The organism is Stygiolobus caldivivus, assembly GCF_019704315.1.
Classification (GTDB): Archaea; Thermoproteota; Thermoprotei_A; order Sulfolobales; family Sulfolobaceae; genus Stygiolobus; species Stygiolobus caldivivus.
Window position 1 is genome coordinate 1,012,226 of the sequence record NZ_AP024597.1, and the last position, 25,037, is coordinate 1,037,262.

At 44.6% G+C, this 25,037-nt stretch carries 13 protein-coding genes, 2 pseudogenes and 3 CRISPR repeat arrays (1 of these 18 cut by a window edge); of the genes and pseudogenes, 8 read left to right on the top strand and 7 right to left on the bottom strand.

What is annotated here, in order from left to right; translation table 11 throughout:
* A CRISPR array of direct repeats spans window positions 1-1,465; the repeat unit is 24 nt; unit sequence CTTTCAATTCCATTGAGGATTAAC (it extends 3,654 nt beyond the left edge of the window).
* Window positions 1,466-3,349: 1,884 nt separating this feature from the next.
* The 4 genes from cas4 to cas4a form a co-directional block, all read right to left on the bottom strand.
* The gene (gene cas4 / locus KN1_RS05170) at window positions 3,350-3,880 is read right to left on the bottom strand and encodes a CRISPR-associated protein Cas4 (RefSeq protein WP_221289756.1); all 531 of its coding nucleotides are present in this window, start codon (window positions 3,878-3,880) and stop codon (window positions 3,350-3,352) included.
* The gene (gene cas2 / locus KN1_RS05175) at window positions 3,840-4,115 is read right to left on the bottom strand and encodes a CRISPR-associated endonuclease Cas2 (RefSeq protein ID WP_221289758.1); all 276 of its coding nucleotides are present in this window, start codon (window positions 4,113-4,115) and stop codon (window positions 3,840-3,842) included. The genes cas4 and cas2 overlap by 41 nt, the downstream gene beginning before the upstream one ends.
* A gap of 51 nt (window positions 4,116-4,166) precedes the next feature.
* On the bottom strand, window positions 4,167-5,072 hold the full coding sequence (gene cas1 / locus KN1_RS05180; protein ID WP_225905789.1) for a CRISPR-associated endonuclease Cas1: 906 nt from the start codon (window positions 5,070-5,072) through the stop codon (window positions 4,167-4,169).
* 77 nt (window positions 5,073-5,149) lie between these two features.
* Entirely contained in the window at window positions 5,150-5,989 is an 840-nt protein-coding gene (cas4a, locus tag KN1_RS05185) for a type I-A CRISPR-associated protein Cas4/Csa1 (RefSeq protein WP_221289760.1), read from the bottom strand.
* 459 nt (window positions 5,990-6,448) lie between these two features.
* Between cas4a and csa3 the strand changes: the two genes are divergently transcribed.
* Window positions 6,449-7,102 (top strand): CRISPR-associated CARF protein Csa3, encoded by a 654-nt coding sequence (csa3, locus tag KN1_RS05190; RefSeq protein WP_221289762.1) that lies wholly within the window; start codon window positions 6,449-6,451, stop codon window positions 7,100-7,102.
* 416 nt (window positions 7,103-7,518) lie between these two features.
* Here the strand turns inward: csa3 and KN1_RS05195 are convergent.
* Window positions 7,519-7,821, bottom strand: a pseudogene (locus KN1_RS05195) (IS1 family transposase); the annotation flags it as partial.
* On the opposite strand from KN1_RS05195, the pseudogene KN1_RS14685 reads away from it, so the two are divergent.
* From KN1_RS14685 to KN1_RS14925, 6 genes and pseudogenes are all read left to right on the top strand, one after another.
* Window positions 7,818-7,999: pseudogene (locus tag KN1_RS14685) on the top strand (IS110 family transposase); the annotation flags it as partial. The pseudogenes KN1_RS05195 and KN1_RS14685 sit on opposite strands and share 4 nt — an antisense overlap.
* An 81-nt stretch (window positions 8,000-8,080) precedes the next feature.
* A complete protein-coding gene (locus tag KN1_RS05200; RefSeq protein WP_221289765.1) occupies window positions 8,081-8,914 on the top strand; it encodes a hypothetical protein in 834 nt (277 codons plus the stop codon).
* Window positions 8,871-9,407, top strand: a complete 537-nt coding sequence (locus KN1_RS05205) for a hypothetical protein (RefSeq protein ID WP_221289767.1) — start codon at window positions 8,871-8,873, stop codon at window positions 9,405-9,407. Before KN1_RS05200 ends, KN1_RS05205 begins: the two co-directional genes overlap by 44 nt.
* Window positions 9,408-10,285: 878 nt before the next feature.
* Window positions 10,286-10,498, top strand: a complete 213-nt coding sequence (locus KN1_RS05210) for a hypothetical protein (RefSeq protein ID WP_221289769.1) — start codon at window positions 10,286-10,288, stop codon at window positions 10,496-10,498.
* A gap of 284 nt (window positions 10,499-10,782) precedes the next feature.
* Window positions 10,783-16,709: a CRISPR direct-repeat array (repeat unit 24 nt; unit sequence GTTAATCCTTAATGGAATTGAAAG).
* A 58-nt stretch (window positions 16,710-16,767) separates the two neighbouring features.
* On the top strand, window positions 16,768-16,875 hold the full coding sequence (locus KN1_RS15090; protein WP_420857158.1) for a hypothetical protein: 108 nt from the start codon (window positions 16,768-16,770) through the stop codon (window positions 16,873-16,875).
* Window positions 16,876-17,005: 130 nt separating this feature from the next.
* Window positions 17,006-17,140 (top strand): hypothetical protein, encoded by a 135-nt coding sequence (locus KN1_RS14925; protein WP_258712569.1) that lies wholly within the window; start codon window positions 17,006-17,008, stop codon window positions 17,138-17,140.
* A 418-nt stretch (window positions 17,141-17,558) separates the two neighbouring features.
* Here KN1_RS14925 and KN1_RS05215 read toward each other — a convergent pair whose 3' ends face one another.
* Together KN1_RS05215 and KN1_RS05220 are read right to left on the bottom strand one after the other, a co-directional pair.
* Window positions 17,559-17,837, bottom strand: a complete 279-nt coding sequence (locus KN1_RS05215; protein WP_221289771.1) for a hypothetical protein — start codon at window positions 17,835-17,837, stop codon at window positions 17,559-17,561.
* A gap of 1,290 nt (window positions 17,838-19,127) precedes the next feature.
* Window positions 19,128-19,316 (bottom strand): hypothetical protein, encoded by a 189-nt coding sequence (locus KN1_RS05220; protein WP_221289772.1) that lies wholly within the window; start codon window positions 19,314-19,316, stop codon window positions 19,128-19,130.
* Between the two features lie 209 nt (window positions 19,317-19,525).
* Window positions 19,526-24,260: a CRISPR direct-repeat array (repeat unit 24 nt; unit sequence GTTAATCCCTCATGGAATTGAAAG).
* A 377-nt stretch (window positions 24,261-24,637) separates the two neighbouring features.
* Here KN1_RS05220 and KN1_RS05225 point away from each other — a divergent pair.
* The gene (locus KN1_RS05225; RefSeq protein WP_221289774.1) at window positions 24,638-25,036 is read left to right on the top strand and encodes a hypothetical protein; all 399 of its coding nucleotides are present in this window, start codon (window positions 24,638-24,640) and stop codon (window positions 25,034-25,036) included.
* The last annotated feature ends 1 nt before the right edge of the window (window position 25,037 follow it).

Here is a 25,037-nt window from a genome sequence, read left to right on the forward strand (position 1 = left end):
CATGTCGTTATAGTAGTACAGTTTGAACGTGTGCACTTTCAATTCCATTGAGGATTAACTATAGGAAAGCTGTTAAATGCTTTAACTACTTGAAAGGTTTCTTTCAATTCCATTGAGGATTAACACGGGGTGGTGGGTAATGACGGTGTGTGAGGCGGGTTAGTCTTTCAATTCCATTGAGGATTAACATTTCTCAAGTATTAAAAGACTCTGTAAACTCGTACGTAGCTTTCAATTCCATTGAGGATTAACGTAGTCGGTGCAGTAACAGTTTCGATCGTTAGCGGTGTTCTTTCAATTCCATTGAGGATTAACGGAGGGAGTGACGATATACACTCCGTCACCGAATCAGGTCTTTCAATTCCATTGAGGATTAACCCCTTCTGCCTTCCATAGTTGGTCGAAGGCGGAGAGGGTCTTTCAATTCCATTGAGGATTAACGAAGTTAAACGCGAAAATGATAGCGTCACAGTATGTGAGAAACTTTCAATTCCATTGAGGATTAACAGATCTAGCTGGTGATGTATTATATAAATTAGGAGTATGGCTTTCAATTCCATTGAGGATTAACAAGAAGCCGTAATTGAGAGGGCATTAAAGGCACTGGAAAACTTTCAATTCCATTGAGGATTAACTGATTCTGGGACATGTTCTATTTTCATCAAAAGATCAAGACTTTCAATTCCATTGAGGATTAACGAGTAAGGAAGGAAGGGAAGGCTCTTAATCAGTTCATGAGCTTTCAATTCCATTGAGGATTAACTTTTCGCCAAAACATGTAACAATAGACAGACAAAAACTTACTTTCAATTCCATTGAGGATTAACTTCTACAGGATTTACACTCCTTCTACACCCGCTGTAGACTTTCAATTCCATTGAGGATTAACTCCCCGCAAGCTATTGGGTAAAGTTCCTTAGCCGTAATTACCTTTCAATTCCATTGAGGATTAACCTTTTATCGAAACAATTTCGGGGAGGAGTGTAGTGAAGTACTTTCAATTCCATTGAGGATTAACTTTTTTCTAAGGTAGTGGGAAGATGTTTGAGTTTGTCCTCTTTCAATTCCATTGAGGATTAACGATGGCTAAAGACAAAGTGATCTTGAGGGCGAAAATCGTCTTTCAATTCCATTGAGGATTAACCCTTACGTTTGCCCGCTGTGTTTGATACCCTTTTCATCGTCAGCTTTCAATTCCATTGAGGATTAACTTCGTAGCGTTAGCATTCGCTAGATATGCAGCACTTCTTGCTTTCAATTCCATTGAGGATTAACTGCCAAAGAAGTATTGATTTTTTTCCCTTTTTAAGTGATGCTTTCAATTCCATTGAGGATTAACATGTATTGGTTATTCATGATTTCGGTGATAGGTAGTTTCTTTCAATTCCATTGAGGATTAACATAGTGAAGTTGATGATGAAGCACCTACTGATGCTGATTGCTTTCAATTCCATTGAGGATTAACTGAATGTTTTTATACTATGTCTATCCTTAATTTTGCTCTTCTCTTATATAAGCTTTGTTGTACTTTACAGTTTTGTCATGACTGAATTTTTGTCACTCCCTTGAAATTTCGGGAGTTTGATAAAGAGATTTACGTCTTACGTACTCTCTGTGAAGAATTTTTCCGCTCACTGACTAATTGAAAGCAATTCCCGCTAAAATCCGGGAATTAGGAGGGCGAAATACTTCATATTGCATAGAAGGAGTACGAAAAATAGACTATACGACCGGTCCTGGACCGGGGCGGAGGTTATGCCCTACACACATGACGGGGTAAACGAGGCTAAACAGCAGTCAAAGGGCTGGTTTACGTAAGACATCATTTCAGTATTTTTTCCAATTCAGGTGATGACAGTGTCGACCTCGGGAAATACAAATCGAAATTGGGCATCAAATTTGAGTAGTACGGGTGGTGGCAATGCCTACCTCAAGGGTAGCGTTTATCAAAAGCATGACACTGGAGCAATGCCCGAAACTTTTACGTAAACGCTCATACCCGTTTTACGTCTAACCCTTAGGAGTCCCCGATCCGTGGCAGTAAAGTATGCAGGTCCTACCGCGTGAGAGGACATACAAGATAAACTATAACCGATCCGTGGCAGAAAAGTACGCCACAGCTCAAACCCGGTTAGTATAAATCATTTTGCAGTCTGCAGGTTGAACCGTAACATTATCACTTGGGCCCAAACCCGGTTAGTATAAATCGTGTATATCATAGTAGGGATTTTACGTAAAACGTTACACGAGCAAAGCACCTACTTCTTAAGAGGGCGTCTCTAACGCGACCCTAGGTTAGCAGATGAACTCCCGGGAGAGACCACCTTCTCGAGACGGAGTCTTTGACAAGTAAACAGTGGAAAAATACTACCTCACATTAGGTCAAATGAAAGTCAACTAACTTCCTGGCCTTTCACGCGCCCTCCTGGGTCGTAACTTTCTACAAAACAAGTTCAGTCAGTGCTCAGATAGTACGGTGTGCGTAAAGCATTCCGCATAAACTAAATTATAGACCCGCGACCTACGCTCCTTAACACACTACTTATCAATACTGTCAAATGTATATTTATACTTAGGCACTCATCAAAGGGTAAACTCCAGTCCGTGTAGGGGGGTAATATGTCCTAAACGCGGGAAGCTGGGTCACACTCAAGAGAGCCCCATCCCCCGTTCGCATAAGGTAGTGGGGCCGTGACGGCCTAGTATGGTGAGTAAAAAGCGGACCGCGTTCGCGTAAGGTAGAAATTTGCTGGGCAGTAGTACGTAGGGCTACTTGCCCATTAGTCCCTGACGAGGACGGTCTGCCAGAACTACGGGCCACTCACCATAACGGCTCCCCCTTTAACCCCTGACAAAGCGTGACGCGGTGACCGTGACCTGCAGTACGTTAGTGACAGACCGAATTCACCCCAGACAAAGGGTAACCCGGCTCACCTTATTTGGGCAAATAGGCGGCACATATCAAAAGGCCGATGCGCCGAAATACCGCCCTAGACGTGTAGGTGAACACCCCGTTTTACGTTAAAGCACCCGACCCCCACCTCTGAGGACATAACACCTTTATCCTGAAGTATAAAAAAGTGCCGGCACAAGTTTTTACGTAAAACGCCTCATAGAACCGTAGTCGTGGCCCCGTCCCTCTCCTCTGTGTCACAAGTTTTTACGTAAAACGCTTACCGCCCGCCGGGTTAAACCGATAAAGGGGGGTGGGGGACAAAACGTCGCTTATCGGGCCATTTGGCACCGTTACTTCCCCTCCTCGGGCGGGAAAGGAAGGGTGGGACGAAGGAGGAGACAGGGGTTAAAAAGAAAAAAGCCCGTATACCCACGCGACCCCCTTACACTCCCTTCACGAGTACACGCTAACCGGGCACACCCTCCTGTACTGGCAGAAGTCACACTTCTCCCTGTTGACCGGCGGCGGTCTGTCGCTATTTATTACGCCCTCTATCTTCCTCACCACCCCCTCTATGTAACTGTAATGTTCTTCTGTGGGCTCTACCTCTAAAGCCTTCTTACCGCCCATAAACAGCACCGCCCTCTCCACCCTCCCTAGCCTTTTCCTCACCAAGTAAGCGTAAGCGAGTAACTGGTACCTGAAGTGCGAGAAGTCCCTCCTCTTATACGCCTTGTCCTCTACTACGACGAAGTCCTTGTCCCCAGACAAGACGTCGACGCAGCCGTAAAGGCCGTTATAACTCAGGCACACCTCATACCTTATGGGCTCCTTTAACCCGAGGGCTTTCACCGCCACCTCGTGGGACACCTTACCTCCTTCCTCCATGGAGAAGGTACGGGGCTCCCTGTACCCGACCACGTAGTTTATCCACGGTATAGCTTTACAGAAGTGGTACTGTTTCACGTCTGTCACTGTCACCACTTATGACCACCCTCCTCTCCCAGTCCCTCAGGCCCAAGGGTATTATGTGGAGTATGTCCCCCTCCCCGTCTACGAGCTTGTCGCATACCCTGACCAAGTCCTTATACCTCTGTGGGTCTAAGTCCCCCACAAAGGCGCTCCTCTGGATCCTGCCCAGGCCGAGCCTCTGTAGCTCCCTGGCCACCTTGTTCCTCTTCCCGTCGTCCGATATGTCATATACCACTAAGACCCACATTAGTGTCCCACCCTACTCTTGGTACCGTGGCAGACGCCCGGCCCACCCACTTCACCACACCTTGACGAAACCCCTGAACTTCTCCTCACCCCTCACGGCCGACGCTAACTTCAGGGCGTACGCCCTTATGGCCTGTGAGCACGTCCTCACTTCACCCGCCTCGTCCTTTACCTTTGAGTTGAGCGCGTTTATCACACTGTCAGCTAATTTTTTCCTGCTTTCTGCGTCCAGTACTCCGTCTTTTACCTTCGGTTTAAACCCCTCCACGAAAAGCGAGACTAAGGGGAAGTCCACGGAGACGGGCTTGAACATCTCGGAAAAGTCGTAGACTAAGCTTAGCCTGCCGCTCCTGTCCTTGTGGACGAAACCGGCGTAGGGGTCCAGCCCTACCAGCTGGAGGGCCCTGTGGACGTTAGAGTACAGTATCGCGTACGCGTAGTTAAAGGACACGTTGTACCCGTCGGTGCTCTCTGGGTCTCTATTCTTCATGGGTATGATTCTGCTGAGGGCGTGCCAGTAATACCTAGCTGCTGTGGGCTCGTCATCTGTCTTACCCTCTATCTGCTTGTAGTCGTCACCTTGTACCCCCAGTTTTTTGAACCAGAACTTCACGTGGTTGGCCTGGTTCCTGACCTTAGCCTTTATTATCTCGCGCGGGATTTCGCTGTCCCCCCTGATGATGGCGAGGTACTGCCCCTTCCTGGTCTCCACTGTCTTTATGGGCTCCGACTGGAAGACCCTCCCGTAAGGCAACCCTCTGGAGTCGAGGAAGACCACGTCTATCCCGTGGTCTACGGCGAGCCTGATGGCCTTAGACGTTATGGTGACCCCCGAAGTCATTACCAGTATCTGGTCTACCTCTGCAGGGGAGATGTTCCTGGCCTTGCCCCCCTTCTTCGCCAACACGAAAGTGTTACCCTTTACGGAAAGCCTGACACCGTAGTCCGCTATCTCCAAGACCTTAATACCGCTCCACCCCTCAGTAGCCCGTCCGGTTTTCCAATTACCGCCTCAGCTAAGGCATTTATCCCGCCTCACCTCCAACACACCTCGTAGAATGGGCAACTCTCCGGGCATTTTACCGGTTTCCCGGGGTCCCTGCCGTTCTGCACCATGTCCACCACTTCGTCCCTCCTGTCGAGGAAAGCCCTCCTTAAATCGGGGGAGACGTAATGGCCTTCAAACCTCACTTCGACGTTATTGGGGTACCCGTTGACGTAGACCAACAGCCCGTAGTCCACCGGTGTCTCCGTGACCGACTCTATGGCGAGTGCGTACCCGGCTAGGGCGAACTTGTGGAAGTCCTCCTTTTTACCGGTCTTGACTTCGATGACGGTGAACTCACCTAAGGCGTCGATGGTCAGCCTGTCCGACATCCCTATAGCCGACCCGTCTACCCTAACTTCCGTAGACCAAGGGAGGAAGCCCACAGAGTCCCCGCCGTAAAACGCCCTCGCCTCGGCTACTTGGGAAGACCATATGAGGACCAAGTTACCGTAAACTTTCCTGCAGTAGTCGTACAGGTCTTGGGGGCAGTACTCCTGCTCTAAGTAACTCTCTTTCACCACGTCGTAGGGGTCCTTACCCAGCACGTACATCCTCTTAACGTCGTTGAGGGCCTTTGAGAACACCTTGTGTACCGCCTGCCCGTAAGCCAGCTGGGGCCTCTCCGCCCCCTTCTCGCCTAGTACCCTCCTCAGGTAGACGTCCCTCTTCGTGGGGCAATAGTCGTAAGCTATGTCCGACATGGTAAGCCCCATGTACGCCCTGGGCTTTACGGGCGGGGAATAATAGTGCCAGCCCCTGAGCTCGTCGGGGACCGGGTCGGACTCCCTGATGTGGTGGAGGCGCTTGAGGTGCTGTCTCCAGATCATAAATAATTATACAAAAGACGTAAAGATAAGTATTACCAAGATTTGGTATTACTAATTCCCGGGTTTTAGAGGGAGTACGCCCGCGTGTAGCCCTTGGAGCCGCATTTACCGGGCACGAGGTGTGGGCTGAGGACGGGGGACCCTCCGTGGGGTCGAGGTGAGCCCGGGGGCCTAACACACTTTAAATGGGGTAGCTGAGCAGCGACACGCCCAAGATGGGCTAGGGACTTGAAGCACCTCAGACTGTACGTTTTGTGTCACGTGTGCAGCGGCACGCCCAGCGTGGGCCCGGTTTTCCTTAAGTGAAAAACGGTAGCCCGTATCAGGCCGCGGTTACCCCCCCCCCCGCCTACTGTCAACGGGCCCAGGTCACGCCCCGCAGTCCCGGTCTACCGCGGGAAAAACCGGGGTTTTCCCGGGCTGTGTAATAAATATTAAAGTGGCCTGAGATAGTGGGGTATGAAGTCCTATGTGTTCACGATGGGGGTACACGAGGACTTCGCCATAAGGAGGCTGGTGTCCACTAACGCGGCGAGGGAGGACGACGTCGTGTGCCTGTTCAGGTCCCCCATGACGAACGGGAACAGGAGGGCGTTAAACGCGTTAAACGCTGTTATGTCTAAGATGGGCTTAAGGGAGGCCGTCGCGAGGGAGGTGAGGGTAAGCGGGGGGATCCTCGACGTGGTGGACGAGGTCACCGGGGTACTTAACGACCTCAAAGACCCGTTAGTAGTAGACGTCTCCGGCGGGGAGAGTAAGGCGATGATGCTAGGCGTAGTCTTGTCTTTAGCTATAAACGGCAGGGCCGGTAGGGTGTACGTAGAGGAGGACGAGGAGTACTACTTCTCTATCGAAGACTTCAGGACGGCGGTGGAGGGCATAAAGGGGGAGGCGCTCGCCCTGTTAACAAACGTGGTGGCACAGCCCGGGATAAGGTATTCCGAGCTGGCCGAGAAGACGGGTAAGAAGTTGAAGACGGTGATGAACTCTGTGGGCGTGTTGAAAAAGAAGAGGTTGGTCTACCAGAGGGGGAGGGGAGAAGGGGTCTACCCTACAAAGCTGGGCGTCATAGTGTGTAAGAGTAGCGTTGCCGGACGCGACCTATGTAGGTGACGAGGCCTTAAGCTGGGCCCGCGAGACCCTTCGTGGCTGCCCCTTACCTTACACAGGCTTAACACCCAAGGCCGAGCAGGGCGGTGGCAGTGAGCCCCGCTTCGGTATGACCAAGGGTAATAAGTGCTTACGCAGGCCTTCTACCTAGTTGCTAGGGCCGCTAAGGGGCTTGAACCCTTTAACGTGCAGCAGTTGTCCTACTTTTCCTTTGTAATACTAAACCACCGGTAATACTAATAAAGTTTTTAGTTTTTTACGTCCGGTCTATTGGAAAAATATGGAGTACTAAAAGGGGCCGGGCATTACTAGGGGCTAGCTCGGTATCGGGGGGCCCTCCAGACCAGAGTGCGTGGAGGAGGACTCCCCATACCTGTTGAAAATAGCCTGGTAATTCGGGGCTCTTGATAGTGTCGTCATTAAGCTACAAATTCTGGGATTAGCCTTCTCTCCCATGAGGCCAGCGCTATAGAATACTTCACCATATTTATACTCCTGTTAACAGCCTTCGTCGCCCTCTTGAAACGCACAAGCCTGTCCCTCAGTGAGGAGTGGAAGGACTCGTTGGGGTTAACCGGTGAGACTACCGTGTGGTTTTTTAACCAAAAGTAAACACTGTAATCATCACTAACCCACCTACCGTCGTCAGGCAAGTGGTCCTTGACCTCACGAAAAGTGTCCTCGTCCCTATCACCCACAGAGTAAACTAGGTAAAACCCGAGGTAAGAGCGTGGGACAAGCTACTTTTGTGCTCGCCGGGAAGCTTCGATAGCGTATCACGTGTTAAACGACGGTGTTTACAAGGGTATGACCAAGGAGCGTGTCAGAGTACCCACGGGTAAGGGGGTGGGCGTCGAGGACTTCCATGTGGGGGGCGCACCGGACTCGTTATCCCCGTAGGTCTGTTAGGGGCGGAGCACGTGGGGCCTCTCGACTGGTCAACTGTCAAAGGTTATTAGCCCATTTCGTCCTTATTAACATATGGGCATTGCAGTATACTACGACGAAAAGCTTGAGGGCGTAGGTATGGAGTTCTTAGAAAAGGGTGAGGTGAGGAAAGCCTTCACCGGGACAAGGTTGGACTACTCGACAGTAGGGCAGTGGTTGTCGGAGCACGGTAAGGGGGACGTAATAGTCTTCCTACAGGACGTCCTGCCTTACACCGCTTTTAACTCACCCTATTCCGACCTTTTTAGCTTGGACAATAACTTAGGTAAGTTCGTTTCTAGGGGAGGTACTGTAGTGTGGCTGGGTGACGTGCCCTTCTTCTACAGGGTTAGGTGTGATAAAGGCGTAGACAAACAAAAGGTCGAGCAGAAGTTCAAGGAGGGCTTAAAGTTCGTCCTAAAAGGCGAGTTTTTCCTAAATAAGTTCCACGCTACGGAAGTAGACGGTTACGGCGTCTGTTTTAGGGACATAATATCTAACTGGCACTTCGACGAGTATTATAGCCTGAGGTTTATTTCACTCTCCACTAGATACTTGCGGTTCTTCGACATCTCAAAGGTGTGTTACCTCGAGAAGAAGGTCGAAGTAAGGGGGACGCTCCTCAGCCTGTTATTAGGCTATAAGTCTAACGTGTCGTTGAGGCCCGTAAAACTGGACTCTGAATATATGCCCCTTAACGTCACCAAGTTGCTTACCCCATCGTGTTCCGGCAGGTACGCCGGGTCGTGGGTAAGACAGATAGGAGAAGGTTACTTTGTCAGGCTTTATGACTACACACCTACTGCCGGTGAAGTAACGGACGCTATAAGGATAGGTGAGGAGGTTGCAAGAGTCGTTAGTAAACCTGCTGGAGAAGTACTTGGGTAAGGGTAGGGAGGAGGTAACCAGGGAGATAGGTGAGTACTTCAGGGGGGAGGTAGAGAAGATAAACGCACTGGTAAGAGGACGAGGGGTGAACGAGGGGCTAATAGGGGACTTACTCGTATTATTTAGGGGTAAATACGAGAGGTTGATAAACGTCAATAGAGTGGTCAAGTTAATAGCGGAGAGGTGTTGTGACGAAATAGTAAATGAGTTAAAAGAGGGGCGCTGTGCTAACTTTATCCAGGTCGTGAGCGGTATTAGGAGTAAGGCGTGGGTCGAGGGGACTAAGGAGGTGGTCAGCAGGGCCCTGACTGTAAACGAGAACTACGTCACCGAGATCAACAACACTTTAAAAAGTATTTATGACCTGGCGAGTGGGTGGGTCCACGGAAAAACAGAGAGTAAGGACGTTATTATACAGAACTTGAACACAATTATTGACGACTTGTATTTCCTGTTATACATCGAATTTAAACTCTCCTCCGGGACTATGTGAGGCCTTAATTAACCGGGCGTTAACACGGGTAAAAGCTCACGTAGACCGTTATTGGGAGGCAGTATACCGACCCCGTTTATCACCCCCGACGAAAGGCTGGGGCTTAAAATATAAAGCCCCGCCGCGGGATATAATTCAAGGCCCCTATGAGTATGCCCCCGTCTGCTCCCAAGTCTGATCCCTCAGCAGCACCGTAACAGGTCTAAAGGTCCACGAGGGGCCGACCTACGGGGGACGCACGCGTCTGTCGGGTGTTATGGTGTCTGTCCCCCACCGCATTCGCCGGTCTGTGTCGCTTACGCCTTTTGTCCCCACACCCCCGTTCATTCACTTCCTGTCAAGTCCCGGTGCGAGTGGTGTAGGCCCTTATGTACCCCCTGACGACGACCCGGCTCCCCCGGCTAAGGCCGAGCGTAGGGGGGCTAAACCTTAAATTGACTGCACCTCCGAGTTTTTCCCTGATAAGGTGCCCTTTATCGAAGGTCCCTTTGTCCTTGGTTAAGGGTCAGCACAGACGATAGGTGGGGGTAAGTGTGGTAAAAACCCCCTTCGATCTCGCCTTATGCGGCCCCTTAGGCACCAAGGTGGCATCACTAACCCCGTTCTCGACTTTGAATTCTACCGTCTGGATGTCGTGAGGGGTCCACGTTCTGAAAAGTCTTACAATCCCGACGAGGTAGGGTCACTCCTAATTAACGCTTTTGACGTCCGGATGTCCGGGGTTAAAACAATCCCGTCGAGGTCGGGGTCACTGGGGTTAGACGCGGTATGACTGCAATGGAGAGTGTCTTCTAACTCCGTCAAGGTGGTCTTCAGGTCGGTATGGTCGGTATCACGACGCTATGGGGCCTTCGGTACCGTCAAGGCGGTGGTGCATTATGGATCATTTTTACGTATTTGTAGTCCCTCCTTTTAATTTTGTCAAGGTGGGGGGTGATGAAATGACTGGGGTGCTAAAGGTAGTGACTGAGAGGCTGGGTGCTAAGGGTGGCTGGGCGACTAGTAAGGTGCCTAAGGCTATAACGCCCATACTCGGTGTGCCTAAGAAGGGGAAGGTGCACTGGGAGGGAGGACCGGTGTACCCTACTTAGTTAGGCGGCGCGGTGAGTAAAGGTAAGTAATTTTCTCCTAATAGTTCTATATAAAAAACAGTATTTCTGCCTTTTTATTCCCGGCCTTTTCCGGGAATTCCTTTCAATTTGTCTTTGAACAGACAGCTTCTAATGAAAGAGAATGATGTCCATGATTCTCTACTTCGAACTCCCTAAATTTCAAGGGAGTTGAAAAAATTCAATAATGATAAATACTTTAGGGGGAGTAAAGTTTATAAATGAGAAAGGTCAATAGTATTTTTGAAGAAGTATAAAAATCTTCAGTTAATCCTTAATGGAATTGAAAGAGTCACTGACCCCGTCGTTCATCTCATAGAACATCTTAAGTTAATCCTTAATGGAATTGAAAGAAACAATCCTAGTGTAGTGGATTACATCTCTTCTAGTCCTTGGTTAATCCTTAATGGAATTGAAAGCTCTTTTCTGTCTCTTTTTACTGCTTTACAAAACTCTCGTTAATCCTTAATGGAATTGAAAGTTTATATGTCACGTGTTAGAAGAACAAGAAGTAGAGACAGTTAATCCTTAATGGAATTGAAAGTCTTTCCCTTTTATCCTGTAGCCCTTAGGAACGTTTATCGTTAATCCTTAATGGAATTGAAAGTTCCTGACATCACACTCTAGCTGCAGTGATTTGCACTCTTGTTAATCCTTAATGGAATTGAAAGTCTCAGAGTTACAATATCCCAGGGTGGAATGAGATATCATAGTTAATCCTTAATGGAATTGAAAGCATCTCTGCTTCGATAAATTTTACGCCCGCTCTAGACACTAGGTTAATCCTTAATGGAATTGAAAGATGTCATCTGTCTTGGCCCTTTCTTCTTCTGGAATTTAGACCGTTAATCCTTAATGGAATTGAAAGGCATAAGAACCTCCCGTTGAAGCGTGGATTTCGACCTCACGTTAATCCTTAATGGAATTGAAAGAGTTAGGGGCGGGCGGGGAGCCCGAGAGAGAGTATAGAATTTGTTAATCCTTAATGGAATTGAAAGTCTCTTTGCCCTTCGGCTCAAAGCCTTTAGTTGGATCCAGGTTAATCCTTAATGGAATTGAAAGATGAAAGTCTTTATCCCTTCAATTATGTCGTTCACTATGTTAATCCTTAATGGAATTGAAAGGAAGTAAGTATTGGTTTATGGACATCATTAATGGTACTCCATGTTAATCCTTAATGGAATTGAAAGTTATTAATATGAATATCTGATTACTTCATCTATTGCGCATGTTAATCCTTAATGGAATTGAAAGTTTCCAGTAGGTTTAATTCTGTTGTTAGATTCCCTTCAATAGTTAATCCTTAATGGAATTGAAAGCAAAAGAAGAAAAACCCGAAATATTAGAAGAAGAAGAGGAGTTAATCCTTAATGGAATTGAAAGTCAATAGGTTTTTCTTGTCGTCAAAAAATTGTGGAAAAATATATGTTAATCCTTAATGGAATTGAAAGTTAATGCATCATAGAGTATATCTGATAGGTCGAATACTAGTGTTAATCCTTAATGGAATTGAAAGTGGACAGGAAAGAGGTCAGTGAGGAAGACATAGAGTACTGCAGTTAATCCTTAATGGAATTGAAAGGACAACTGGAGCAATAGAAGCACACAACAAAGAGGAGCTAGTTAATCCTTAATGGAATTGAAAGAAAAATTAAGTCAATATACATTTTACGGTCTAGACGATTAGTTAATCCTTAATGGAATTGAAAGATTATTGTAGAATTTGTTTGAGTTTCATCAAAACCTGTACGTTAATCCTTAATGGAATTGAAAGATTTTAGATATAATATATGCTATAGTTGGACTAATAGTAGCGTTAATCCTTAATGGAATTGAAAGTTTCTTCCTCGGGGTCTTCCAAATAATACTGTCCGTTTCCTATGTTAATCCTTAATGGAATTGAAAGTAAGCTGAGTCGAATTCATGCCAATATGCACACTCTAATTTGTTAATCCTTAATGGAATTGAAAGATATTTTTATTGTTAAAACGTTAGCATAAAGTAAATTATTCACGTTAATCCTTAATGGAATTGAAAGATCACCTGACAAGAAGTATATTGTATTATCACTCTATGAAGTTAATCCTTAATGGAATTGAAAGATATAATAAATAGGAATAACACTCCGGAAAGGTAACGCTTCAGTTAATCCTTAATGGAATTGAAAGGTATTCCGTTAAGACCTGCAGAACATATTGAAAATAAGATTAGTTAATCCTTAATGGAATTGAAAGAAAGATACTGCTAAAATACCTAAGTTATGACGAATATGTGTTAATCCTTAATGGAATTGAAAGAAGAACGCTAACAGGTTAACCAGGTAGTTCAAATAGTGCGTTAATCCTTAATGGAATTGAAAGATACGTCGCAATACCTTTCATACAAGTCACCTCATTTTGAGTTAATCCTTAATGGAATTGAAAGCTGGATTTGGGGCTCTTTGGTCACCGGAAGAAGAATGGTGGGTTAATCCTTAATGGAATTGAAAGTTTATCCCTATGCCTAGCTTCTTCCTCAGCCTCTTTAGGAAGTTAATCCTTAATGGAATTGAAAGGTATAGATACAATCTATTCATTTTACATATATACACAAATTATGTTAATCCTTAATGGAATTGAAAGTATCGTGTTGACCTTAGGGCCCTTCCCCAACTGTCCGTAAGGTTAATCCTTAATGGAATTGAAAGAAAGGAAAAGGAAAATCAAAAACGCGGTTTCTTTTGAGTCCATGTTAATCCTTAATGGAATTGAAAGTATGATGTCCAGAATTTTTTTGAATCCATGCCCATAAATTTGTTAATCCTTAATGGAATTGAAAGATGCTGTATAATGATATGGGATGCTGACTGGAGGGAAAGGTTAATCCTTAATGGAATTGAAAGCTAATACGGATCCCTTCCTAACTGCAAACTTGAATATTCCCAAGTTAATCCTTAATGGAATTGAAAGATTACTACCTCTCCATTCTCTGTAGTAGAGATCGGCAAACCGAGTTAATCCTTAATGGAATTGAAAGGCTTAAGCAGGAAATACTGCAGCTGTTAGCGTACAATGCTACGTTAATCCTTAATGGAATTGAAAGGATTTGTACACCGTCTACGCAATTCATTCTTATACATTAACAGTTAATCCTTAATGGAATTGAAAGGACCCAAGTCTATACGTGCAACGGCATTAGTCACCTTTCTAGGTTAATCCTTAATGGAATTGAAAGCTGTACAGCCTCCTCCACACATAACGGGTTACCATATAAAACAGTTAATCCTTAATGGAATTGAAAGTCTCTCTTTTTGCTATTTCATAGCGTTAGCGTGTTTTTGCTTGTTAATCCTTAATGGAATTGAAAGTGGATCTGGTAACTGAATTGGTTATTCTGCAACAAATCGAAAGTTAATCCTTAATGGAATTGAAAGATAAGTTGAAACAAAAACTAGAAAAAGACTTTCCAAATTCTGGTTAATCCTTAATGGAATTGAAAGTTACCTAGAGGCATTAAGGATAATTTACCAATTAATTTCTAGGTTAATCCTTAATGGAATTGAAAGTCATCATGGTATATAGTAGTAACACAGATGGGTTCAGGTTCTGTTAATCCTTAATGGAATTGAAAGGCAGTGCGCGCGTTTAGGTCATATTGAAGCGACTCAAAATATGTTAATCCTTAATGGAATTGAAAGCATTAGCCTTCTTCCATTCCCCTACAAAATCGTATTCCTCGTTAATCCTTAATGGAATTGAAAGCAGCTCTAGCTTCAGCAATATTCTTAGCAGCTGCAGGAACTTTGTTAATCCTTAATGGAATTGAAAGCATAGAGCATCAATTTTACCGTGGATCTTTATACCCTCAAGTTAATCCTTAATGGAATTGAAAGAGAAATATCCGCAAAAAAGATAGAAGCTGAATTTTTAGCGTAGTTAATCCTTAATGGAATTGAAAGAAAAAATGAGATTGGTCAGGGTAAGGGGGGCTTTAGATTATTGTTAATCCTTAATGGAATTGAAAGGTTAGCGTTCTTCGCCGATATGACGGTAATGCTAGCTGTGTGTTAATCCTTAATGGAATTGAAAGATAAGGAAAAAATATACTAGGACTGAAACGGAACTTGTAGTTAATCCTTAATGGAATTGAAAGGTTTACTGCTTCTTCCATATTTTCACTGCTTTCTAGCTCCTGTTAATCCTTAATGGAATTGAAAGCGATATACGTGGGGTTTTCAGTACTTTGTAAATAAAAAACTGTTAATCCTTAATGGAATTGAAAGGTGTGCCCGAGCCGGCGTTGGTAAGGTGACCACGGGGTCATTGGTTAATCCTTAATGGAATTGAAAGCAAAACTCACCGCGACAATACTACCCCTGACCTCAGCATGTTAATCCTTAATGGAATTGAAAGACATCGACGAGTTCCAGAACGTGGCTGGGCTCCCCTACGTTAATCCTTAATGGAATTGAAAGAAGTATATGTTATCCGTACGGGTATATAAATTTATCCGTAGTTAATCCTTAATGGAATTGAAAGTACAGACTTTACGACTTGGTGGGCTCCCCATCCCGTCATCAGTTAATCCTTAATGGAATTGAAAGAATATAACATGTGTTTGTTTAAGTATATAAATCTTTTGAGTTAATCCTTAATGGAATTGAAAGTTAGAAGAGCAGAAGAAGAAGCTATTGAATGAACTGAAGGTTAATCCTTAATGGAATTGAAAGAATACCGCTCTCTAAGGCGATACGGTAGATGAAGTATACGTGTTAATCCTTAATGGAATTGAAAGTTTATGTTTTGTTCATTATTAAAGTGATTTTAAGGACTTTGCGTTAATCCTTAATGGAATTGAAAGGTACACACCCCTAACGCCCTAACTACACCGCAAAAGAAGTTAATCCTTAATGGAATTGAAAGGACTTTGCTGTCCATACTTCTTCAAATAATAAGAAAAAAGGTTAATCCTTAATGGAATTGAAAGTGGGAGGAGGTCAAGAGGAAGGGTATCTGGTATTTCATTGAAGTTAATCCTTAATGGAATTGAAAGGGACAAAGCTGAAAGTTTGTTGGAGGACCTGAACGACATGAGTTAATCCTTAATGGAATTGAAAGTTGATTTATCTATTACCTGTTTCTCCTCAGGAGTCCTCATGTTAATCCTTAATGGAATTGAAAGCAAGCTTTTTCTTAATTTCTTCGATTTTCTGGATTAGTACCGTTAATCCTTAATGGAATTGAAAGGGACAAAGCTGAAAGTTTGTTGGAGGACCTGAACGACATGAGTTAATCCTTAATGGAATTGAAAGTCCGTCGGCTTCGATCCTCAGCAACGTATCCACGATCTTGTTAATCCTTAATGGAATTGAAAGTACGTAGTCTTTATTGTAGGAGTTATAGTACTCCAATTCATGTTAATCCTTAATGGAATTGAAAGTTTAGGGCGGGGTAGTTTACTAAAACCTCTTTACGTAGGTTAATCCTTAATGGAATTGAAAGTTAAAATTTACTGTCCCCCCCCCCCCGACTAATGTCGTTAATCCTTAATGGAATTGAAAGTTTTGTGTTGTTTTTTCTATCACTACACATTCACCATCTATGTTAATCCTTAATGGAATTGAAAGTCTATATCAGTGTAGTAGAAGTAACTTACATATCCGCTTGAGTTAATCCTTAATGGAATTGAAAGTGTTTGTAAAGAGTTGCGAAAGATTAGTGAAAATGTCTTGTGTTAATCCTTAATGGAATTGAAAGCATAAATCTCTAGATGTACCAGAATACGGTTTCATTGGTCTGTTAATCCTTAATGGAATTGAAAGATACTCCTAAATGCGTTCTCTACTAATATGGTATCCCTTCCCTCGTTAATCCTTAATGGAATTGAAAGGTAGTTTCAATAGTCAGGCATTATTTGAGTACATATATTGTGTTAATCCTTAATGGAATTGAAAGGGGTAGACTTGCAGGGCTACAGAGCTTGTCATTGAACGATGTTAATCCTTAATGGAATTGAAAGCTCACCCTGGTGTTGCGCGTTACACCCGCTAATACATTCTTGTTAATCCTTAATGGAATTGAAAGTAAGCCTCTTTAAGAGCCTGTACTGGAGTGCAGCCATGCTTGGTTAATCCTTAATGGAATTGAAAGTACTTTCTCTGGCATTACTAAAACAAATGCATCATCCTTTTGTTAATCCTTAATGGAATTGAAAGTAAATACCTAGAATGGCTAACCAGGTTTGGTAACGCCGGCCATACACTACCTGAGGGTGTGCCCGGTGTCCCGGTTAGGGGACTTGAGGAAAGGGACCTCGCCGAAAGAGAGGGCGCTTATAAGCTAAAAGGCTGGATAAGGAAGAAGCTGTTAGGTATTTATTAGCCTATGGGGGGGGGGGGCTAAAATAATTACTACGAGGTCGATGTTGAAGGGGAGGGTGAAAAGGTATTTTATAACGAGGTAGAAGCCTATGAATTTATAATTAAAAAAAAAGAGGAATGAAGGTGAAAGTGTGAGGGTCGAAGTGCCGGACAAGGTGTATTTCCTTAGGACTTTGATCTGGAAATTGAGTAATAACTTTTCTTCTTTTCTCTATCATTTCGCCCCATATTGGACTTTGATCTGGAAATTGAGGGCGTCAGAGTAAAAGCCGAAACCGACACACGTCTTGACGGAGAGGTGTAACCGTGACCGGGGGGGGGGGGATTTTCGACACGGTACCACATAACCCTTCCGACGGACCTTGGGCTGTACTGCTCCTATGGAGTGTCTACTTTCGTAAAGATGTCCGGTACTAAGTTCCTCTAAAAGGGGTGGAGCCAATACGGCACAGCGACGTTTTGGGGTGACACCCCCGCCGGTGCCACCTTCAAACCGGCGTAGGCGTCAGACCCCTTACCCCGAGGCGTTAATACGAGCGGTTGACCGCTAACCGCGTGTGGGGCGCCGTTTACACGGAGCGGCGGCTTCAGGGCGACGACGTGTGCGTACCGCTACGCTGTGACGGGCTGAAAAAGCCTTGCACGTCTGTGCCCAACGCCTACCCCTACCTTCCAGCCGTTGGCCTACCCGTTGTCGAGGACTTGGCGTACCCCTTTTAGCATCCTCACGTACATCTTTTCGTACTTGTCTACTTTCAACACCACCGCCCGGCTGAACTTCAAGAAGTCTTTGTCCGTGGTGATTACTACCCCGTTGACCATTAAGGCGTAAGCCATTATGTGGTGGTCGTACCTATACGGGGCCATAACGGGCCTAAAGCCGAGGTACTCTAACCTCTTCCTGGACCAGTTGTAAAACCCCCTCAACGGCAGGTCGAAAATGAGGTAGGCCCCGTCCCCCATCCCGTAATCCTATCTAGGGCACACATTATTATCTTTTGCGGGCCTTAACGGGCGCCGCATCTGATTCCCGTTTGGCTGACACGGCCCCGTGGAGTGACAGCCTACCATGACCGGTGCCGAGGTTTTCAGTAAGACGGGGGTACCTTTGGGGCGTCTCGTAGCTACCCCGCCCCCTAAGGCGCCGGGTGGGGGGGAGAAGTAGGGGCCACAGCCCCGACGCGCAGCTGTGTATCACGACAGTCGTGGGCCGGGAGGACTAGTGCGTAAACGCCTACACGGGTGCCCGATGGGGGAAACCCCTTGTTTAACGGCAGCCCTGATAGGCCCTTACGCCGACACCGCTCAAATACCGCGGACGCAGTTACGTAGTCCGAGGTCGGGGGTACGAAGAGCTTGGCCACGACGGAGCAAACGTGCCGGTAGGACGGGCCCCGCTTACCGGGGTTTAGGTAAAAGCCTCACGAGTTCCCCCTACTCCTACTAACTTAATAGTCACGGCACCAAGCCTCAGGTAGGGGCTACTCAAGACCGACTACGAGTACCGCACCGACAAAGGGCGTGTCTCGGACTTTAAACGGGCGTTACGCTGAAAAAGCCGGGTCTACTCCACCCGGTTCGGGGGTTCCGGCAGTCCTCGTGCTGGCCTTCTCTCACCGTGGCAGCACACACGCGAGTACCGAAGGCGTTTAGGGGTGATAGGCCCCTTTCGCAGTCGGGTGGGGGTGTAACGTGAGTTATGTGGCCCCACGGTCGGGGGCCCCTCGTGAGGGGTGTGCGACACGGTCAAGCCGCATGACTTGGGCTCATTAGGGCCCCCTAGCGTCTTTAGGACCTCAGGCTTTAAAATTTTTAGCATTCCCCTAACAAGAACGGTATTAGTGGAGGCGTTCTCGTATACAGCCTTTACTTCCTCCGGTGCTCCCCTAACGGGTACGGTATTCTAATGCTCGTGTCACAAACCATTCTTAATAATCTAGAGGCGCCCCCTAACGGTGACGGTGTTACTTGTCCCGTGGGCTCTATATAAGCCGTAGTGCACTCCCCTAACTGGAGTAGTGTTATTTGCAGTGACGAAGAGGGCACAAATAGGAATTGAAGGCAATCCACTAACTGAAACCGCGCGACGTTTACGGTACTAAAACCTCAGGCTTAAAGTTTTTTGCACTCCCCCTTACACCTAATAGCTTCCCCAAAAGGCTACGTCGTTTACCGCCGTGTTCGTCCACGCGTTTTCCTATGACTATCCAGGGAGTTACCCGGTCTACAACACCTGCCTTTTTCTGGGCCCTTTCAAGGTAGGTGAAGCCCCCTGAGGGTTACTCTGCCTGAAGGCTCGTCCTTACTCTCTATCAAGTCAGCCTTTGTGTTGAGCCTTGGGCCTCGTCTAGCGTCGTCTTCTGTAGGGCGGAACTCAGCCTGACCCAAGTTTAGTCTATTTTTCGTATTTCTTCTGTGTGGTAATAAGTATTTCGCCCTCATAATTCCCGGTTTTCAGCGGGAATTACTTTCAATTTGTCAGTGAGCAATAAAGTTCTTTAGGTGGAGTACGTAAGACGTAAATCTCTTTATCAAACTCCCGAAATTTCTTGGGAGTGATTAAAATTCAGTAATGATAAAACTGTCAAGTATAGCAAAGCTTATATAAGAGAAGAACGAAATTAAGGATAGAAATAGTATAAAAACATTCAGTTAATCCCTCATGGAATTGAAAGAAGCATATAGAGATGTTTAAGAAAGAGGAGTAAGGTCTGAAGTTAATCCCTCATGGAATTGAAAGTATTCTCAGTGTCATAATACCCATACTCCTTACAGTATTCTAGTTAATCCCTCATGGAATTGAAAGCCCACACTTACGATTTATTGACAAAGGTACAAAAGGGTCTGTTAATCCCTCATGGAATTGAAAGGAGATAGTGCAAAGCGTCTTAGAAATACGTTGCCCAGGTTAATCCCTCATGGAATTGAAAGAATCCCTGCGTCGTCGAAGATTATGAGCGGGATCCTATAGTGTTAATCCCTCATGGAATTGAAAGAAAGTTCTGTGTAACCTCTTGTTTCAACACTCCCCCTAGTTAATCCCTCATGGAATTGAAAGTCTTTTAGTTTTCCTAACTTTTAGCAAGAGAATTAGGAGAAAGTTAATCCCTCATGGAATTGAAAGTTCAATTGAACATAAAGAAGGGCTCGGGCCGGGACTTGAAGTTAATCCCTCATGGAATTGAAAGTTTATCGATATACCTCTCCTTTTTCTTCACGTTCTTAGCCTTGTTAATCCCTCATGGAATTGAAAGTATATGGTGAGAGAGATGAAAAAGCTGAGTTTGGTCAAGTTAATCCCTCATGGAATTGAAAGCTACAGCGATACTGTAGCCGTAAAAGAAGGCCGTAACAGAGCCGTTAATCCCTCATGGAATTGAAAGTAAGGAGCTACTTCTGCCCAGCTAATTACTGGAATATAAGTTAATCCCTCATGGAATTGAAAGGTAATACATGTTCTGCTGGAATTAACACTTTCCTGTGGATGGTTAATCCCTCATGGAATTGAAAGCACTTGCCTTGACAACCGATGATTTCCATTAGGACGTTGGTTAATCCCTCATGGAATTGAAAGACTGGTTTAAATGTAAGTATAGGCTGATTTTTATTATTTCTCGTTAATCCCTCATGGAATTGAAAGACAAGTGTACCTGACCGGCATTGCAGTCACCTCTTTGACGTTAATCCCTCATGGAATTGAAAGCATGATAGACTACATCAGCAGTGTATTCGAAGCCTCTGAGTTAATCCCTCATGGAATTGAAAGTAAAGATTATCTCTTTGAGTGTTTGTTTATTGTCCTCGCTAGTTAATCCCTCATGGAATTGAAAGGAATAAATTAAAAGAAATACAAAAATTAAAAACGCGTACTCTTGTTAATCCCTCATGGAATTGAAAGATTTGTCTGCCATAAACTGTTCATAATGTTCCACAATGTTAATCCCTCATGGAATTGAAAGTACATTGGGTCAAGTATGTACGCTAACGGAGTCCCTACCTGTTAATCCCTCATGGAATTGAAAGTAATTCTATACTGGTGACTTTAGAGGTTATTTCTATTATCCGTTAATCCCTCATGGAATTGAAAGTTCTCGAAGAGTAAAAGGAGTGTACCGTAGTCGTAGTAAAGTTAATCCCTCATGGAATTGAAAGCACCTTATCCGATATCTATGAACTAGTCCTAGCACTCAGGTTAATCCCTCATGGAATTGAAAGTTTTGCTACGATGTAGATAATTAGTGCTACTATCCACGCCCAGTTAATCCCTCATGGAATTGAAAGTACCAGGTTTTTGCTAGGCCGTCTAACTACTATAACGCCACGTTAATCCCTCATGGAATTGAAAGTCACAATAGTAATAATAAGGAATAACACAATCATCCATTCTCCGTTAATCCCTCATGGAATTGAAAGTACAGCTCTTCTGTTTTAGACAATGGAGTTTATTGTGTTAATCCCTCATGGAATTGAAAGCTTTAGATGACTGTGGAATTAGATTTAAGACCGCTTTAAGCTCTTGTTAATCCCTCATGGAATTGAAAGAAATAGGAAATACCCCTACATAATGCCAATAGCCTGGAACTTTCGTTAATCCCTCATGGAATTGAAAGATACCGATGATCATATCAACATCACCCTGACTCATGATATGTTAATCCCTCATGGAATTGAAAGTAACTGCCGATATCTCTGCTACAATCTCGTCATCTTGAAGGTTAATCCCTCATGGAATTGAAAGTCCGATGCCCGAATTTCCTTTGGTAATTTATGCTGTTCTAGTTAATCCCTCATGGAATTGAAAGGGAAATTTGTGAGAAGATGGGGTTAAGAAATGACTGACATGTTAATCCCTCATGGAATTGAAAGCAGAAGAGTCTTTTCTCCAAACCCGGGCATACTCATACTTAAGTTAATCCCTCATGGAATTGAAAGCTTTTTCCCTTATCTTTACGTACAAATCTTTTGGGAGATTTGTGTTAATCCCTCATGGAATTGAAAGTTGTATAATGCATCCTGGATAGGAGGGAAGTACCCAGAAGTTAATCCCTCATGGAATTGAAAGCTATGACCGATTGCGTTGACTAAGTTATCAGTCCTTATCTCGTGTTAATCCCTCATGGAATTGAAAGGAACTCATTGAAAGAGGGCGAAGTAGAGATGTAACCGTTAAGTTAATCCCTCATGGAATTGAAAGTCAGATAAAGCGTTAAATAAAACGTTCTCAAAAATACGTGTTAATCCCTCATGGAATTGAAAGCTTCCCTATAACACGCTTTAGGTAGTAAGACCAGTTCTTCCAGTTAATCCCTCATGGAATTGAAAGCTCGTCCGCCGGTGCCTCGCCCCTCATGAACTTGTAGTATGCGTTAATCCCTCATGGAATTGAAAGAGGGAACTATGAGGTGAGATGAAATGAAAGAGGTTAAGCTATGTTAATCCCTCATGGAATTGAAAGATAGTATTTGTGCTGTTCATGATACTGTCGTACTCGAAGAGTTAATCCCTCATGGAATTGAAAGCATTTTCCGCCCACCCTAGCAAGATACTCTTTAAACGAGTTAATCCCTCATGGAATTGAAAGTACATGTACGAGTTTTGCAGAGTAGAATTGTATACGAGTTAATCCCTCATGGAATTGAAAGTCTTGAGACATAAACCATGCCCTTTTTCGCATATGCCAAAGTTAATCCCTCATGGAATTGAAAGGAAAGTTTGGTAGTCAGAGACCCTAAATATCTGGGTAAGTTAATCCCTCATGGAATTGAAAGAGGCTACATTTCGAAAGAAAAATCGGAACTAGCAAAAGCGAGTTAATCCCTCATGGAATTGAAAGCTCTTTTCGTAAAGGTGGGTGTGTTACACAGGAGGGGTTAATCCCTCATGGAATTGAAAGCTCCTCCCGCGGTTTTCCTAAAATTGTCCTGAGTTTCACGTTAATCCCTCATGGAATTGAAAGTCTTCCCTACCTTGATTACCCCGCTATCACTAAGTGTTACGTTAATCCCTCATGGAATTGAAAGGTGTACTCGTTTTATGTAGCTGAAGTTAAAGCTTATGCGAAGTTAATCCCTCATGGAATTGAAAGACTTGAGCTAAATATATGTATGTTAATGCATAAAGTAATAGGGTTAATCCCTCATGGAATTGAAAGACTTGAGCTAAATATATGTATGTTAATGCATAAAGTAATAGGGTTAATCCCTCATGGAATTGAAAGAATATTAGAAAACTGAACGTTACAAGTCAGATAATCTCACGTTAATCCCTCATGGAATTGAAAGAAAAATGCTAGACCAGCTATAGCACCGCCCATTGCAGCGTTAATCCCTCATGGAATTGAAAGTTGGAAAGACAAAGAGAGGATTAAACAAGACATTGAAATAATGTTAATCCCTCATGGAATTGAAAGTAGTCCTTGATGCGTTGGACTTCTCTCGTAGCAAGCCTGTAGTTAATCCCTCATGGAATTGAAAGTTGCTATAAAGCATCGACCTCGGCGTACCCATTACCAATTCGCGTTAATCCCTCATGGAATTGAAAGATACTCAAACACAAATTTGTATCTTCTCTTATTTGTCCCCGTGTTAATCCCTCATGGAATTGAAAGCTAGTAATAGTATGATTAAAGATCTCAATACTATTGAATAGTTAATCCCTCATGGAATTGAAAGATATCTTTGCACAAACTGGAAATTTCAGTGATGAAGTTTATGTTAATCCCTCATGGAATTGAAAGTTATGTGGGTGAGTAATAAATTTAATAAGTATATCGCTAAGTTAATCCCTCATGGAATTGAAAGTCATCCCAGCTCTCTCTAGGTGTATATAACCACTCTGGTATGTTAATCCCTCATGGAATTGAAAGTCAAACTCCTCAAAGGTGAGCTGAATGGCGGGGAAGAGGAGTTAATCCCTCATGGAATTGAAAGGACATTCATATAAGCGTGTTCATATAGCCACTTAGCCTTCTCTGTTAATCCCTCATGGAATTGAAAGCATGATAACAAGGACGTGGAACGCGGGAACCATAGAAATAAGTTAATCCCTCATGGAATTGAAAGTTTACTGTTCTTGCCGAAATAATAATCTATAACACCAGCGTTAATCCCTCATGGAATTGAAAGACAAGTAAATCCCAACTGTTAGTGAACACTATAATGTCTACGTTAATCCCTCATGGAATTGAAAGTTGATATCTTAAATACTAAGTTATGTACTCTGTACTGTTTTGCGTTAATCCCTCATGGAATTGAAAGTGTCATAAACGGTATGGGTAGAGAGGACTTAGGTTCGTTTGTTAATCCCTCATGGAATTGAAAGACACATTGCGTTATATTGTACTATTTTTATATTTGTATATATGTTAATCCTTCCCGGAATTGAAAGTAACTGTACAGTGCGCGGAATATGTGTGGTGTCTGTTATGTTAACCCTTAGAATTTAAAGTAGTGAAAGGTATTCCTTCTCGTAGCCCCCGTCCCTCCGACCCACGACAAGACCGGGAGGATCTTTATTAAATATAGTAGAAAAGGTGTTAGGGGCACAAGGATAGGTCTGGGTCAAGACCGGGTATAAGTCTTTACTGTGGTGTGGGGTCCCCCACCCGGTCAACTAGCTGGTACCGGCCTAAAGGGCCCCTAAGAGTCAACGACGGCTACGCGGGGTGCCCCTACCCGGTTAGGCACGGGGGCATACGTCGGGCGTGCTCGTGCCCCGGGCCAGGGCCGTTATCCCCTCTATAAGCCGACCAAAAGTTAATAAATATGTTGGCCAGAGAGAATTTTATGGACGAGGAAAGGTGTGAAAAGGCGGCCTCCGAACTCGCCAAGGTGGCCAGGGTAGTAGTGAACTACGACAGGAGTTACGACATAATAGACGAACTCAACAGGGCCGCAGACGACCCTAAAAAAGTCCTCGAGCTCCTGACCAACCTGTCAAGGGTAGTCCTGAAGGTCTATAAGAAGGTAGAGGAGGGAGGAGGGGAGGGGTTGAGGGACGTCTTAGCCCAGATCCGTAAGTGGGATCAATACCTAGAAGTGTTTGAAAAAGACTGTTTAAACGGCCCCAAGTACGTCAGGGTGTTCACTTCTCTCTCGATAGTCCCCGACGACAACGCCTTCAGGGTGATCAGGGCACTGGAAGGTAGCGGGCCCGAGGCGTGAG